Below are 13,549 nucleotides of genomic sequence, written 5' to 3' on the forward strand. Positions count from 1 at the left end.
TTCGGCGCCGGGCAGGTGGGCGGGCGGAGCGCGGCGTGACCTTGCCTTGAGTGTTCTGACTCGTTTCTCGGCCCTCGGGCGGTAGCCACGGGCCGGGCATGCCTTGCCGGTGCCTGGCAACGCGCGTGGGCCGCGGCTCAGGTGGCGGGCCGTCTGGAAACGACCGGCTCCAGCAGGCCCCTGGCGCTCAGCACCTCCTGGACATGCCGGCCCAGGGCGAGGTGCTCGGGATTGGAGGCGGTGAGGCGCTCGGGAGTGAGCAGGAGGAGCGTGCCCTTGTCCTCCACGGGTTGCACCCGCACCGGCTCCGGCAAGGCAGGTACCTCCCCCCGGCTGCGAGACAGGTACGTCATCCAGCCCACGAAGGTCCCGGCCCTGCTCGTCTGGGACAAAGCCCCCCGCAGCTCATCGGAGGTGACAACGGCCCAGTCTGGCTCCCAGGCCATGATCATGGCACGCAACACCTTCTCGAGCACGGTCACTTCGAGCACACGCTGCACTTCCGCCTCTTCACCAGGCAGGTAGAGAAGGCAGTTGTTCGAGGAGAACTCCGCCGCGGACCCACAGTGAAGCGTGACCAGGCCACCACGGTCCTCTTCCTTGTGCCCTGTCCAGGCCGAGAAACTGAATCCATCCCTTCCTTCCTGGTACTTCCTCTTCTTGAAGAAACGCACGAACGTTTCACATGTGGGCTCGAACTGCAGCTGGAGTGCTTTCTTGAGCGAGTCGGCCTGCTCGAACCAGTGGGTGTAGATGGGATCGCATTGGGACAGCAGGTGGAAGAACGCTTCCGCACGCCGGGCACACTCCTCGGCGGAATCCTTGCGGCAACCCCAGTAGCTTCCCGTGTAATAGGTCTCTCTCACGATTGATTCAATTCATGGCACGAGCGGTGTGTTGACAACATCAATGCCGATGATCTCGTTCTTCTCGAACAACTTCTTGAGGATGGGGACCATGCGGGGCTCTGCCACGTGCCAACGGATGGGAACACCGTTAGCGATCTTCAACTGCCGCCTGGCCTGCCTGACGAGCCGATTGGCCCCCTGGAAATACTTCTTCGGCTCGAGATCCGCCTTGAAGTGTTTGTCGTAGCCCAGACCCTTGGTCTCCTGCAGCAGGCGCTGCTCCAGGTCGAAGCCGTCGAAGTCGGCCTTCTCGCCGTTGCGCCACACGCGGTAGACCCAGCCCGCCGGCGCCTTCGACACCTTGTGCTGGAAGGCACGCGAGCGCGGCGACATCCGCTCGTTCTTGGGCACCCACTGCCCCGGTCCCCCCACCGGTGGCACCCAGCCGCCCCCCTGGCCCGAGCCCACCTTGGCCAGATGCAGGCCCCAGGCGACACTCAGCCCCTGGCCAGCCACCGCCACGGCCCGTCCGGGCACCGCCACCAGCCCCAGCACCAGCTCGCCTCGCTTCGTCAACGTCAGCAGCGGCACCGACAGCCGGCCGAGCTTCTCGCCCCACCCCACCGCCTTCACCGCCCCCGCTCCCGACGTCCCCACCGTCAGCAGCACGTGGGCCAGCAAGCGTGAACCCTCGCGCACCTGCTCGCCCCTTGGCTTGTGGCGGAAGGCTTCCCAGTACTCGGGCGCATTCTGGAAGAGCACGCGCACCGCGCCCGGCAGCCGCGTCAGGCCCTCCAGGCTCTCGCCCGGGTGGAAGACGAGGTGGGCCAGGCCCTCCAGTGTGTCTCCCAGCGCCAGCCCCGCTCCCTCCAGCGCCGGTAGCACCACGCCGTCATCTGGCACGTAGGGGCCCAGTGGCTTCGCGCCCCGGGGCACCTCCAGCCCCGTGTCCACCGGCCACAGCTGCCCCTCCTCCACCGCGTAGAAGGGGCCCACCTCGTAGCGGCCCGCGCGCAGCGTGCCGTCCTCGGCCAGCCGCACCTCGCCGGCCCGCTGCACCGCCTCGCCCGTCACCGCCCGCACCAGGTAGCCGTCCGGCCGCACCACCCTCAGCCGGTGGAAGCGGTCCATGCGTGCGTGCAACTCCTCACGCGTCACCGGCCCCGCGCCCGTGGCCACCTCCAACAGCAGGTGCGCCGCCATGCGCTGGCGGGGAAACTCCCCCAGTCCCGCCTCCGCCTCCAGCAGGTGCGCCAGCAGTCGCACCGCCTGCTGGGGCGACAGGGTGCCGCCGTCCTCCGGAAGCACCTCGGGGGACACGCCCACCTGCACCAGCAGGCCCTGGAAATGGTCCACGCTGAAGGGCACCGGCCAGGGGCGTCCCTCCCCCACGCCATCCCTCCAGCCCACGAGGCCCGCGTCCTCGTCCTCCAACTGCTCGTCCTCCTGCCGCATCCACGAGCCGGACTCGTCCCCGCGTGCGTCCGCCGTCATGGCCGGGGCACCGGGCTCCTCCTCGTCGACGTCGTCCTCCGGGTCGTCTTCCTCGTCGAGCGCAGGGGCGTCCCCGGGTGGCATGGCCGTGCGGATGGAGTCGTCCACGGGCCCGGGTGGGCGCGCCGGGGTGAAGAAGGCTGGCGTCAGGCGGTGGGGGCGGGGGCGGGTGAACAGCCCCGGAGGAGGCGCGCCCGTGGCGCACCCGCCCAGCATCAGCAAGGCCCACGTCAGCACCACGCCGCTGACGAACCAACTCCTGGTGGGGAGCCAGTGGGGTGAAAGCGGACGCATGGGCGGGTCTCCGGCGGCAAACCGTCTTCCCCATCCTATCCGCCCAGGCTGTCCCCCCCAGGGGCGCCTCTTCACCGCTCGGCCGCCGACGAGTCGCCGGGCTCCTCACGCCACTCCCCGGGCAGTGGCCCTCACTCGTCATCATGACAAGTGAAGTGTATGGAATATGTAGGATTACTTCGTCTTCACTTGTCATGATGACGAGTGACCCGCCCGGGGTGCGTGTCTCCGCTGGGGCGCACCCGTTGGGGGCCCGCGACCCGTGCGCCTGCCGGTGAGTGCCCACGCCCACCAGTCTTCAGCCGTCATGTAGGCTGGCCCACCTCGGAGGTGGTGTGCATGAGCGAAGCCGACACACGCAGTGGGGGTGAGGCGCAGCGGGGGCCCGGGGACATGGAGGCCCTGCTGCAAGAGGCCTCGCCCTGGCGGCCCCGGCCGGGCCTGGAGGTGGCCGGCTACACGCTGGAGGCGAAGCTGGGCACTGGCGGCCAGGGCACGGTGTTCCGCGCCTCGCGCCAGGGCCTCCAGTACGCGGTGAAGTTCCTCTTCCTGCCACGCTCGGCGCGCTGGGCCTGGCGCGAGCGCGACGTCATGGTGAAACTCGGCCAAGCCGGAGGACTGCCCCTGGTGGAGGAGGGCGTGTGGCCCGCGCACCAACCCCTCTACCTCTTCCTCGTCATGCCGCTGGTGCGCGGGCCGCCGCTGGACGTGTGGACGCGCGTGCACAACCCCTGCGCCCTCCAGGTGGCGCACCTCTTCGGCCAGGGCGCGCGCCAGCTGTCGGTGGTGCACGCCGCCGGTGTGGTGCACCGCGACGTCAAGGGCGCCAACCTGCTGGTGCGGGGCGAGGGGCAGGTGGTGCTGGTGGACTTCGGCGTGGCCACCTACCAGGACGCCCCCCGGTTGACGGGGGCCTTTCCTCCGGGCAGCTGGTCCTACCTCGGCCCCCGGGTGTGGCGGGCCTGGCGCGGACTGGAGGACTCGCGCGCCTGCCCGGGAGATGACGTGTGGGCACTCGGCGTGGAGCTCTACCTCACGCTCACCGGCCGGCTGCCCTTCCTGGGCGGCGAGGGCGAGTTGGTGCACGCCGTGTTGCACGAGGAGCCGCCGCCGCCGCACGAGTACAACCCCCGGGTGCCGCGGGCGCTGGGCGAGGTGTGCTGGCGCATGCTGCGCAAACAGCCGGAGGAGGGGTACGCGGACGCGCTCGCGGTGGACGCGGCCCTCGCACAGGCGCTGAAGGGGGCGGACGAGGCGTGGCGGGTGCCGCTGTGCGAGGCGTGGGGGCCGCACCATGCCACCACCGTGCTCGAGCACGGCATGGGGTGGGGGGCGGACCTGCTGGCGCTCTTCGAGCGGCGGGCCCGCTACGCCCGGGTGCCGGTGCGCGGCAAACCGCGTGCGCCCGACGAGGTGTCCACCCTGCTCCCGCACGCGCCGTCCGGGGCGCCCACCGGGGGCGCGGCGTCCGGGGCGCCCTCCGTGCCGGAGCCACTCGCGGTAGCGGTGCCCCAGGCGGCTTCGGCGGAGGGCGTGCCGCTCGCGGAGCCGGAGGGGAAGCCCGAGGTGACACCCGAAGTGGCCGTGCCCCAGGTGGCCGCGCGGCAGCCCGTGCCGCTCGCCGGGCCCGAGGTGCCGCGAGCGGCGGACGAGGCCCCGGCGGTGACACCTCCGGCTCCGCGAGTCCGGGACACCGCGCGGCCCGCCGCACGCTCGCGCCGGGTGCTGCTGGCCTCCGGTGCGGTGCTCGTACTGGGCCTGGGACTGTGGCTCGCCGCGCGCCCGTCGCCGGGTGTCTCCGTGCACTCCACCCCACCGTTGGGGACACCTCGCGCCAGCCTACCACCGGAGTTCTTTCCTATCGCCCAGAAGTGGGAAGGCAAGGAAATGGCCCCCCCGTGGAAGCAGCCAGAAGGTGACGGTGGCGCGGCGCCCCACGGGGCGGCAACCCCCGCGCCCGTCGCCCGTGCGACGCTGCCCCAAGAGACGCGCGTGAAGCCTTCAGCGAAAGCCAAATCCCCCAGTCCCCCGAAGCCGACGGGCTCCACCGCCACGAAGGTGGGCGCGGCCGTGCTCGGCTGCACTCTGGCCAGCGGGTGTCCCAGCCCCGCCACCACCGCCCACGTGTTGCCCACACCCCCACTGCCGCCTCCCGCCGAGTGCCCTCCCGGTGCCGCCCAGGCCATGGAGGAGCTGGCGCTTTCTCGCAGCTCCGAGGGGATCGAGATTCTTGGGGCGAAGGGGCCGCTGAGTACCGTGAGGCCGGGACCGGTGACGGTGCGTGTGGCGAACGGTCGCGGTTGGGGCAAGCTGCCGTTCGGCACTCTGGTCACCGGCCAGTTGCTCTTCGGCGAGCGGGTGCAGGCCCGCTTGACCCAGGCGTACACCCCGGAGGGCCAGTCCTATCCGGTGTGCCTGGAGGTGTACTCCAGCCCCCGGTGGGGCTGGAAGAAGCACGAGGGCAGTGGCCAGGACTTCGCCGTCGTCTACAGCGGGGGCCGGCTCCGTCCGGTGAAGCGCTTCGGCGAGGCATGGCGGTACGACGAGGAGTAGGGGAGGCGGGAGGAGAAACAGGAGGGGCTGACTTCCGAGGCCCTGCTAGGGTGGGCCACTCTGGAGGTCACCCCATGTCCACCCTGCTCTCCGCCCCCCTGCTGCTCGCGCTGCTCGTGTCCACGCCCGCCTCGCTCCACGGGGAGGACTGGGACACGTCGGGCGCACGCCACCTGGAACTGACGGCGGAGAACGCCGGGACGCGGCACCCGGTGCGCATCCGCCCCCACCAATTCACCGGACTGGTATTCGACACGCCGTTGCAACCCGGTGGCGTGCGGGTGGAGGGCGGGCAGGGGGTGAAGGTGGCGGTGAACGAGGCCGAGGGCCTGGTGACACTGCTGCCCGCGCAGGTGCCGCCGGACAGGCCGCTGCTGGTGACGGTGCGCTTCGCGGATGGGCAGGAGCCCGGGAGCGTCACCTTCCGGCTGGTGGAGGACGCGCTCCGGGCCGAGCACCAGGTGCGGGTGTACCGCCAGCCCCGCTCGGGGGAGTCGTTGCACCTGGAGTCCCGGCAGCAGCGCGAGCGGGCCGAGCGCTGCGAGGCCGCGCTGGCGCAGGAGCGTGCCCGTCCGCGGGGGTCCTGTGCCGCAAGCCTCCTGGAGTTGCTGGGTGCCGGGCTGGTGGGGGAGGGGGAGGGAATCCTGGCGCACGACCTCGAGCGCGACCTCACCCAACGTCCCGGAGCGCCGCTCTGGGTGTTTCGTGCCTGGAGCTACCTCGCCGTGAAACAGAAGCAGGTGGCGGTGGAGTTGGATGTGAAGAACACCAGCGCTCTGCCCTGGACGATGGAGGGCGCGGAGTTGGTGAGTGTGGACGGCGTGCGGCTGCGGGTGACGCGGGTATGGCAGTCCGAGCCCCTGTTGCCGGGAGGGCAGGCGCGGCTCGGGGTGGAGGCGGAGGCTCCGGAGGAGGCGCAGCTGCGGGGCACCTTCTTCTTGAAGCTGCATGAGGCGGGCGGAGCGCGCACCTTCACCGTGCGCGGCGTGACCTTCCCCTGAACGCTTCTCGCTCCTCGAGCGGTGGCCATGGGCCAGCCAGGCCCTGCGTGCCTGGCAACGCGCGTGGGCCGCGGCTCAGGTGGCGGGCCGTCTGGAAACGACCGGCTCCAGCAGGCCCCTGGCGCTCAGCACCTCCTGGACATGCCGGCCCAGGGCGAGGTGCTCGGGATTGGAGGCGGTGAGGCGCTCGGGCGTGAGCAGGAGGAGCGTGCCCTTGTCCTCCACCGGTTGCACCCGCACCGGCTCCGGCAGGGGCGGCACCTCTCCCCGGCGACGAGACACATACGTCCACCAACCCACGAAGGTCCCGGCCTTGCTCGTCTGGGACAAGCTGTTCCGCAAATCGTCGGAGGTGATGACCCCCCAGTCTGGCTCCCACGCCAGCACCATGGCGTGCAGCACCCCGGCGAGCACGTCCACTTGGAGGACGCGCTCCCTCTCCGGCTCCTCCGAAGGCAGGTAGAGCAGGCAGTTGTTCGGCATGAGCTCGGCCGCGGAGCCACAGCGCAAGGTGACCTGCCCCCCGTGCCCCTCCTCGCGCCCCGTCCAGAACCCGAGCATGAAGCCATCCCGGCCCTCCTGGTACGTCCTCCTCTTGAAGAAGCGCAGGAAGGTGTCAGCGGTGGGCTCGAACCGGAGCTGGAGCGCCTTCTTGCGCGAGTCGGCCTTTTCGAACCAGCGGGCGTAGATGGAGTCGCAACGCGACAGCAGGTGGAAGAACGCCTCCGCCCGCCGGGCACACTCCTCGGCGGAGTCCTCGCGGCCCCCCCAGTAGATGCCCGCGTAGTAGGTCTCTCTCATGGGTGCTTCGCCTCAGGGCGGTGGGGTGAACACCACGTCAATACCCGTGATGTGCTCCCGCCCGGAAGACTCGCATGGGACATGACATACGCCATCCCACCGCAAAAGTAGTGTAGGACGGGGGTTTCAAAGGGGTTCGATACCAGGAGGCGCGATGGGCTCGATGAAGGACCGGCTGCCGAAGGACTGGAGGAAGGAGCTGAAGGACGTGCTGGACAGCCCGGAGTTCGCGGAGCTGGAGGCGTTCGTCGCCGAGGAGCGGCGGGAGCACACGGTGTACCCGTCCGAGGAGGATCTGTTCTCGGCCTTCCGGCTGACGCCCTACGAGGACGTGAAGGTGCTGCTGCTCGGGCAGGACCCGTACCACGGACCGGGGCAGGCCCATGGGCTGGCGTTCTCCGTACAGCCGGGAGTGAAGCCGCCGCCCTCGCTGGTGAACATCTTCAAGGAGCTGGAGAGCGACGTGGGCGCGCCGAGGCCGAAGGACGGCTCGTTGGTGCCGTGGGCGGAGCAGGGCGTGCTGCTGCTCAACGCGGTGCTGACGGTGCGCCAGAGCGAGCCCAACGCCCACGAGGGGCATGGCTGGGAGCGTTTCACCGATGCCGTCATCCAGAAGGTGAGCGGCAAGCGGGAGCCCGTGGTGTTCATCCTCTGGGGCAGCTACGCGCAGAAGAAGAAGGCACTCATCGACACCTCGAAGCACCTCATCCTCGAGGCGCCGCACCCCTCGCCCCTGTCGGCGAAGAAGGGCTTCTTCGGAAGCAAACCCTTCAGCGGCGCCAACAAGGCCTTGAAGGAGGCGGGGCGCGAGCCCATCGACTGGCAACTGCCGTCGTGAGGCGGAGCCCTCTCCGGGAACTGTTCCGGGCATGCTGAATCGGGCTAACCTCGTCGGCCACTCCAACGAGGGGGGTCGCCAGGATGAGCCGTGAGGATACAGCGGGTTCGCAGGTGAGGTGGTGGGTCGCGGGGGCTTTCACGCAGAGCCCCTCGGGCAGGCGCTTCCAGGTGACTCCGGACTCCTTCGCCGAGGAACTGGCGCGCTCCGCCACGGGGCTGCGCGTGAGCGTGGCGGACCGGCTGGGCGCGGGTGAGACGCGCACCTTCGAGCTGACCTTCCCCAAGCTGCGCTCCTTCGTGGTGGCGGAGGTGGTGTCAGCCCTGCCCGAGCTGCGCGCACTCAAGGCCCTCATGGACGGGCTGGACAAGCTGCCCCCGGAGGCGGCCGCCAGGAGCATCGAGGCGGTGGTGGGCGCCGGGCGCCTGGCCGAGTCGGTGGGCGCGGTGCTTCGCGAGAAGCAGTCCCCGCCCGCGCCCAGGGTGGGCAATGGCGTGAGCAATGGCGTCGCCCCCCACGCGCCCGCGGAGCCGCGCCAGCCAGACCTCGTGGACTCCATCTTCGAGCGGACGGACTCGGCTCGCCCCGAGCAGGCGGCGAAGGCGGGCGTGGATGCCTTCCTGCGCGCGGTGGGGACGCGCTCGACGTCCCCGGCGAATCCCGCCTCGGCGACGGCTCCGGCGCGGGCCCTGGTGGAGGAGGCGGTGCTGGCCACGGCCCGGGACGTGCTCGCCCATCCGCTCGTCGCGCGGCTCGAGTCGGCCTGGCGCGGCCTGAAGATGCTGGTGGACCACTGCCCCGCGTCGTCCGGAATGGCCCTGGAGGTGTTCGACGTGGAGGGCCCGGCGGCCGTGGAGGGCCTGGAGACCTGGCTTCCGTTCGACCGCTTCGAGCGTCCCGATGCCCTCTTCGTGGTGGAGGCCGTGGACGACGTGGCCCTGCTCGGGAAGCTGGCCGCGCTGGGCGAGCGGGCGCAGCTCCCGGTGGTGGTGGATGTGCCGCCCTCTCTTTTCGGCGTGACGTCGGCCGCGGAGGTGGTGACGCGGATGGAGGAGGGCGGTGGAGTCTCCGAGGCTTGGATGGGCCTGCGCGCGGAGGAGTCCTCTCGCTGGCTGTGCGCGGCGCTGCACCGGGTGGTGGTGATGGTGGACGGGCAGGGAGCCCGGCGGCGGACGTGCTTCACCAGCGCGGCCCTGGGCGTGGCGTCGATGCTGGCGTCGAGCTTCCGCGAGACGGGGAGCTTCGCGAGGATTCTCGGGGGCACGGGCGGGGTGCAGGCGCCCGCGGTGTGGCAGCTGCCGCCGGGGCGCGAGGCCGGGACGGCGGTGCCCACGGAGACGTTCTTCCCCCTGCGCACGCAGTCGCGGCTGGCCGAGCTGGGGGTGCTGGGGCTGGGCAGCGGCAGGAACACGGACGTGCTGCAGCTCACGGCGGCGCCCATGGTGTACGGGGGCGAGCACCGGGTGCCGCTGCCGGCGCAGCTCCTCACGGGCCGCATCGTGCGCTTCGCGCAGTGGGTGAGGGACCAGCTCCCGGCGAGCGCGGGTGACGCGGAGGTGTCCACGCTGTTCTCACAGGCCGCGGACGTGTTCCTGTTCGGCGGGGCGACGCCCGCGGGCCGGGTGCGCGGCGAGGTGGTGCCCACCGGTGAGGGCACCCGGGGCGTGCGCGTGACGGCGCTGGTGCGGCCGGAGTACGCGGGCATGCCGCTGGAGCTGGGCTTCGTGCTGCCGATGCGCGGGTAGCGGCGGACGCCTTCTTCATCGGCGATTCAACCCCCGGGCGCGACCGCTCGGGCGGGTGCCGCGACCACTCCCGCCACCCTCCGTGGACGGGGTGGGGGGGCGTCTCTACATTGAGCCGCATCATGGAACGTCCCCTGTCACCTCCCTCCGTGGCTGCTCTCGAACGACTCGTCCAGGAACGGCCCCTGCCGCGCCACGTGGGTCTCATCATGGATGGCAACGGCCGGTGGGCGGAGCTGCGCGGCCTGCCCCGGGAAGAGGGCCACCGCGAGGGCTCCAACAGTGTGCGCGAGGTGACCCGCTGCGCCCGGCGCGTGGGGGTCCAGGCCCTCACCGTCTATGCCTTCTCCTCGCAGAACTGGGCCCGCCCCGCCGAGGAGGTGGCCGCCCTCATGCACCTGCTGCGCGAGTACCTGGAGAGCGAGCGCACGGAAATCCTGGAGAACGGCATCCGCCTCAACGCCATTGGCGAGGTGGAGAAGCTGCCGCGCTTCGTGAAGGAGCCGCTGGACCGGCTGCGGGCGGACTCGGCGGACAACACGGGGATGGTGCTGACGCTGGCGCTGTCCTATGGCGGACGCGAGGAGCTGGCCCAGGCGGCGCGCCGCATGGCCGAGGCCGCCTGCAAGGGCGAGCTGACGCCGGCGCAACTGGATACCCAGACCTTCGAGTCCTACCTCTGGACGGACGGGCTGCCACCGCTGGACCTGGTGGTGCGCACCAGTGGTGAGCAGCGCATCTCCAACTTCCTGCTCTGGCAGCTGGCGTACGCGGAGCTGTGTTTCAGCGACGTCCTCTGGCCGGACTTCAGGACCGAGGCCTTCCTGCGCTGCCTGGCTCAATACCAGCAACGCGAGCGGCGCTTCGGTCTCACCTCCGCGCAAGTGAAGCGAGAGGACGCCCAACGGGCCAACGCGTGACCCGGGTGTTGGCGCGGGTCGTGAGTCCCGAGGCCCGGAGCGGCGGGAGGAGGCAGGGGGGGACCGGGTCGCGAGCAAGCCGGCTCGCGACTGGTTAGAGTCTACCCACCATGGCGAAGACCGCATCCCGCAAGGCCCCGGCGAGCCCGAAGAAGGCCACCCGCGCGGCTCCAAAGAAGAAGAGCGCCGTTTCCGCGAAGAAGAGCCCCGCGCCCGTGAAGAAGCGTGGAGCGCCGGTGAAGAAGCCCGCCGCCGCGAAGAAGCGCGCCGCTCCGGTGTCCGCTCCCGAGCCCGAGGAGATCACCGCGGATGCGGCGCTCCCCCTCTCCGAGCCCGTTCCCGAGATGAAGGCCCTGCCAGCGGGCGAGTCCGTGGCTGGTCCCACGCTGCCCTTCGAGATCGACCCCAAGCGCGTCGAGGAGAGCCTGGGCAAGCTGCGTGAAGAACTGGTGCACTGGGCCAACAAGGGCCGCTACACGAAGGTGCGCTTCAAGTTCCGGGGCAAGCAGTTGCTGCCGGACCTGCCCATCGCCGCGGTGGTCGCCGCCGAGGGCCTGACGTTCTACTGGGGCGGCATCCTGCGCGCGCTCATCTTCACCGTGGCGGGTGGCAGCCTGCTCCAGGTGGAGTTCGTCAACGACGCGGACAAGCGCGTGCAGGCCGGCAAGGAGGCCCTGCTCGCGGGTGACCTGGACGACGCGCTGGCGCACTTCCGAGATGCGCTCGCCATGGACCGCGACAACATCGGCGCGCACCTCAACGTGGGAGTGGCCCTCAAGCTGAAGGGGGACCGGACGGGAGCCCTCGCGTCCTTCGAGCGCGCGAAGGCGTTGGATCCGGAAGGACCCCTCGGTGCGGAGGCCGAGCGGCTCGCCACCCCGCTGCGTCCCAAGGACGACACTATTGCTCAGGCGGGCTGATGCCTGTGAACGAGGGGTGTATCCTCGTTCTTGAGCTTTGGGGGTGTGCGTGGCCTGGATCCTTCGGAATCTGATGTGTGTCGTATTGCTGCTCGCCCCCATCCAGTATGCGGACGCTTCAGGGGATACAGTTCGGACGCACACCCTCGTATTGATTCTGCGCGGAGAGGTTGCGGCGGCCGGCGATTACTATCTGCTGGCCACGGGCGCATCGCAGCTCCCGAAGTGGTTCACGGCGCTTCAAAGGGCTTTCGACACGGCAAGCCGTGCTCCCAACGCCTGCCAGTCCACGGCCAACGCGATTGCCGAGGGATTCAGGCAGCTGGGCCAGAATCCCCAAGTCATCCGCATCTCGAGCACGGCTGGGGACATGCTGTCGTGGAGAGGCAGACAACTGGTCTCGGACAACAATTTCCATGTGGCCGTGCGCAATGATGGGCGAATCTTCGATGCCTTTACGGGAGCGGTGGGAATGACCTGGGCTGAGTATCAGGCAGCCATGACGTACCTGGGGACGCTCCAGTACACGGTGCATCCATGAGCGCCATTCGTCCCCCCGAGGCGTGGAAGGGCAAATTCGTTTCGACCCTGGATGTCCTGCTCTTCATCCGGGAGCAGATTCTGGGTGGGGTGATGCCGGAGATGTTCTTCGGCAAGCTGGATGTAGGAACGGTGGCCGCGTTCGTACACGGCGTGCGCTTCCACCTGTACTGCGGGGGAGTCGAGGACTCGAGGTACCAGGAGTTCAGCGCCTGGCTCCGGGACGTCCGGAATGAGTTCCCGTCGGGCAAGGGATGGGCCGGGCTGTACCTGGAAGAGGCTGGGGGCGACCACCGGGCGGCCATCCTGAGGTTCCTGGAGCGCTGCGCGGAATATGACGCCCTGACACGGGAACGAGCCACCTGAGCACCACGCCGCGAGAGGTATACTCCGCACCACCATGGGAGCACCGCGCGACGAATACCAACTGCGTCTCGAAGGCCGGGCGGAACTGCTGGAGCCCGCCCGCGAGCGCTACTACCGCCTGGTGCTGGTGCTCGCCGAGTCCCGATGGCAGGAGCGGCTGCGGCGGGAACTGCCCCTGCTGCGCGAGATTTCAGCCCACCAGGATTCCCTGGACGCGATGCTCGGCCCCGCCTTGCGCCGCGCCCAGGCCGAGTCCTGGCCCACCAGCAACCCGACCGTCCGCTGCCTCTACGAAGTCCACTCGCTCCACGAGCAGATCGCCCGCGACGTGGCCCGTAAACTCGGGCGCAATCCCCAGGAGTCCCTGGGGAGCCTCATGGCGGCCCTGGGGGAATGGCTCGTCACCATTCCCCGCGAGATCCCTCCCCACCTGCGCGCGAGCACCGCGCTGGAGCTGCTCCCGGACTCGCTGCCCGCGCTCCGTGAGGCCGCCGCCTTCGGGGGCTTCCTGGAGCCGCTCTTCGCTCACCCCATGCTGCTCACCGGCCGCATCCCCTTCACCCAGACCCAGCGCGAGGCGTTGAACCTGTGGTGGCCGAGGGGCGAGGCCGCGCTGGCCTCGGTGTGGCGCCGGCTGTCCGGCGTGGACGCGAAGGGCCTCATGGTGGCCGAGCTCCGCAAGCGGGCCACGCTGGCGCCGTCCCGCCCGCCGCGCAACGGCCCCGAGCGTCTGCTTCACGCCGAGTATTGGCACCAGGAGGCCTCGGCCCGGATGCGGCAGCTCGTCCAGGCCCGGCTGGCCCCCCTCGCGCCCGAGCCGCACGAGTTCGCCCCCGTCCTCTGGTGGCTCTTCGAACGTGAGTACGTGCCGCGCGTCCGGCTCCTCCCCTCGGAGGCCATCGAGGACGCCCGGGCGGGGCTGATCGAAGTGGCCTACGAGCTGTGGGACGCCCAGCGCCCGGATATTCCCGACGAGGAGCGTTGGACGCCCGCACGCTGGGCGCGGATGGAGGAGCAGTCCTGGCGGGCGGATGAGGGCCGGACCGGGGCGGATGGCGAGCGGGTTCGCGACGTCCTCCGCACGCTCATCCAGCGGTACGGCATTGGCTCCCAGAGCCTGCGTGGCTGGAAGGACTCGTCACGGCTGGTTCCGCTGGTGCAACAAGCGCGCGCGCTCATCCGTTGACGGGGGAAAACGACGTCCGGAAAGGTGTCTGGAACCCCCCGGC

Annotated in this window: 12 protein-coding genes; 9 read left to right on the top strand and 3 right to left on the bottom strand. The window is 70.4% G+C overall.

What is annotated here, in order from left to right; genetic code table 11:
* Positions 1-137: 137 nt before the first annotated feature.
* Positions 138-866: an immunity 52 family protein gene (locus Q664_RS17690; RefSeq protein WP_043396493.1), complete on the bottom strand. Its 729-nt coding sequence runs from the start codon at positions 864-866 to the stop codon at positions 138-140.
* Positions 867-878: 12 nt separating this feature from the next.
* Positions 879-2,636 (bottom strand): Tox-REase-5 domain-containing protein, encoded by a 1,758-nt coding sequence (locus tag Q664_RS52250; protein ID WP_152622160.1) that lies wholly within the window; start codon positions 2,634-2,636, stop codon positions 879-881.
* 339 nt (positions 2,637-2,975) lie between these two features.
* Between Q664_RS52250 and Q664_RS17700 the strand changes: the two genes are divergently transcribed.
* Positions 2,976-5,189, top strand: coding sequence for a serine/threonine-protein kinase (locus Q664_RS17700; protein WP_043396496.1), 2,214 nt, complete (start codon positions 2,976-2,978; stop codon positions 5,187-5,189).
* Between the two features lie 74 nt (positions 5,190-5,263).
* Entirely contained in the window at positions 5,264-6,190 is a 927-nt protein-coding gene (locus tag Q664_RS17705) for a DUF2381 family protein (protein ID WP_052518283.1), read from the top strand.
* Between the two features lie 75 nt (positions 6,191-6,265).
* Here the strand turns inward: Q664_RS17705 and Q664_RS17710 are convergent, their stop codons facing one another.
* Positions 6,266-6,991: an immunity 52 family protein gene (locus tag Q664_RS17710; RefSeq protein ID WP_043396499.1), complete on the bottom strand. Its 726-nt coding sequence runs from the start codon at positions 6,989-6,991 to the stop codon at positions 6,266-6,268.
* Between the two features lie 163 nt (positions 6,992-7,154).
* On the opposite strand from Q664_RS17710, the gene ung reads away from it, so the two are divergent.
* The 7 genes from ung (at position 7,155) to Q664_RS17745 (ending at position 13,506) form a co-directional block, all read left to right on the top strand.
* Positions 7,155-7,829, top strand: coding sequence for a uracil-DNA glycosylase (gene ung, locus Q664_RS17715; protein ID WP_043396578.1), 675 nt, complete (start codon positions 7,155-7,157; stop codon positions 7,827-7,829).
* Between the two features lie 83 nt (positions 7,830-7,912).
* Positions 7,913-9,574 (top strand): type VI secretion system contractile sheath domain-containing protein, encoded by a 1,662-nt coding sequence (locus Q664_RS62175; RefSeq protein WP_043396502.1) that lies wholly within the window; start codon positions 7,913-7,915, stop codon positions 9,572-9,574.
* 122 nt (positions 9,575-9,696) lie between these two features.
* Entirely contained in the window at positions 9,697-10,494 is a 798-nt protein-coding gene (gene uppS / locus Q664_RS17725; protein WP_043396506.1) for a polyprenyl diphosphate synthase, read from the top strand.
* Between the two features lie 110 nt (positions 10,495-10,604).
* The gene (locus Q664_RS17730; protein ID WP_043396509.1) at positions 10,605-11,414 is read left to right on the top strand and encodes a tetratricopeptide repeat protein; all 810 of its coding nucleotides are present in this window, start codon (positions 10,605-10,607) and stop codon (positions 11,412-11,414) included.
* A gap of 49 nt (positions 11,415-11,463) precedes the next feature.
* On the top strand, positions 11,464-11,955 hold the full coding sequence (locus tag Q664_RS17735; protein ID WP_152622161.1) for a hypothetical protein: 492 nt from the start codon (positions 11,464-11,466) through the stop codon (positions 11,953-11,955).
* Positions 11,952-12,320, top strand: a complete 369-nt coding sequence (locus tag Q664_RS17740; protein WP_043396514.1) for a hypothetical protein — start codon at positions 11,952-11,954, stop codon at positions 12,318-12,320. The genes Q664_RS17735 and Q664_RS17740 overlap by 4 nt, the downstream gene beginning before the upstream one ends.
* A gap of 34 nt (positions 12,321-12,354) precedes the next feature.
* Entirely contained in the window at positions 12,355-13,506 is a 1,152-nt protein-coding gene (locus Q664_RS17745) for a hypothetical protein (RefSeq protein ID WP_043396517.1), read from the top strand.
* Positions 13,507-13,549 lie beyond the last annotated feature (43 nt).

It is taken from the genome of Archangium violaceum Cb vi76, assembly GCF_000733295.1.
GTDB classification, from domain to species: Bacteria; Myxococcota; Myxococcia; order Myxococcales; family Myxococcaceae; genus Archangium; species Archangium violaceum.

What these genes read in the sequence shown, in the direction of transcription:
- Q664_RS62175 (WP_043396502.1), top strand. Translation starts at nt 7,913, where the DNA reads ATGAGCCGTGAGGATACAGCGGGTTCGCAGGTGAGGTGGTGGGTCGCG.
- ung (WP_043396578.1), top strand. Translation starts at nt 7,155, where the DNA reads ATGAAGGACCGGCTGCCGAAGGACTGGAGGAAGGAGCTGAAGGACGTG.
- Q664_RS17730 (WP_043396509.1), top strand. Translation starts at nt 10,605, where the DNA reads ATGGCGAAGACCGCATCCCGCAAGGCCCCGGCGAGCCCGAAGAAGGCC.
- Q664_RS17705 (WP_052518283.1), top strand. Translation starts at nt 5,264, where the DNA reads ATGTCCACCCTGCTCTCCGCCCCCCTGCTGCTCGCGCTGCTCGTGTCC.
- Q664_RS17745 (WP_043396517.1), top strand. Translation starts at nt 12,355, where the DNA reads ATGGGAGCACCGCGCGACGAATACCAACTGCGTCTCGAAGGCCGGGCG.
- Q664_RS17710 (WP_043396499.1), bottom strand. Translation starts at nt 6,991, where the DNA reads ATGAGAGAGACCTACTACGCGGGCATCTACTGGGGGGGCCGCGAGGAC.
- Q664_RS17740 (WP_043396514.1), top strand. Translation starts at nt 11,952, where the DNA reads ATGAGCGCCATTCGTCCCCCCGAGGCGTGGAAGGGCAAATTCGTTTCG.
- Q664_RS17700 (WP_043396496.1), top strand. Translation starts at nt 2,976, where the DNA reads ATGAGCGAAGCCGACACACGCAGTGGGGGTGAGGCGCAGCGGGGGCCC.
- Q664_RS52250 (WP_152622160.1), bottom strand. Translation starts at nt 2,636, where the DNA reads ATGCGTCCGCTTTCACCCCACTGGCTCCCCACCAGGAGTTGGTTCGTC.
- uppS (WP_043396506.1), top strand. Translation starts at nt 9,697, where the DNA reads ATGGAACGTCCCCTGTCACCTCCCTCCGTGGCTGCTCTCGAACGACTC.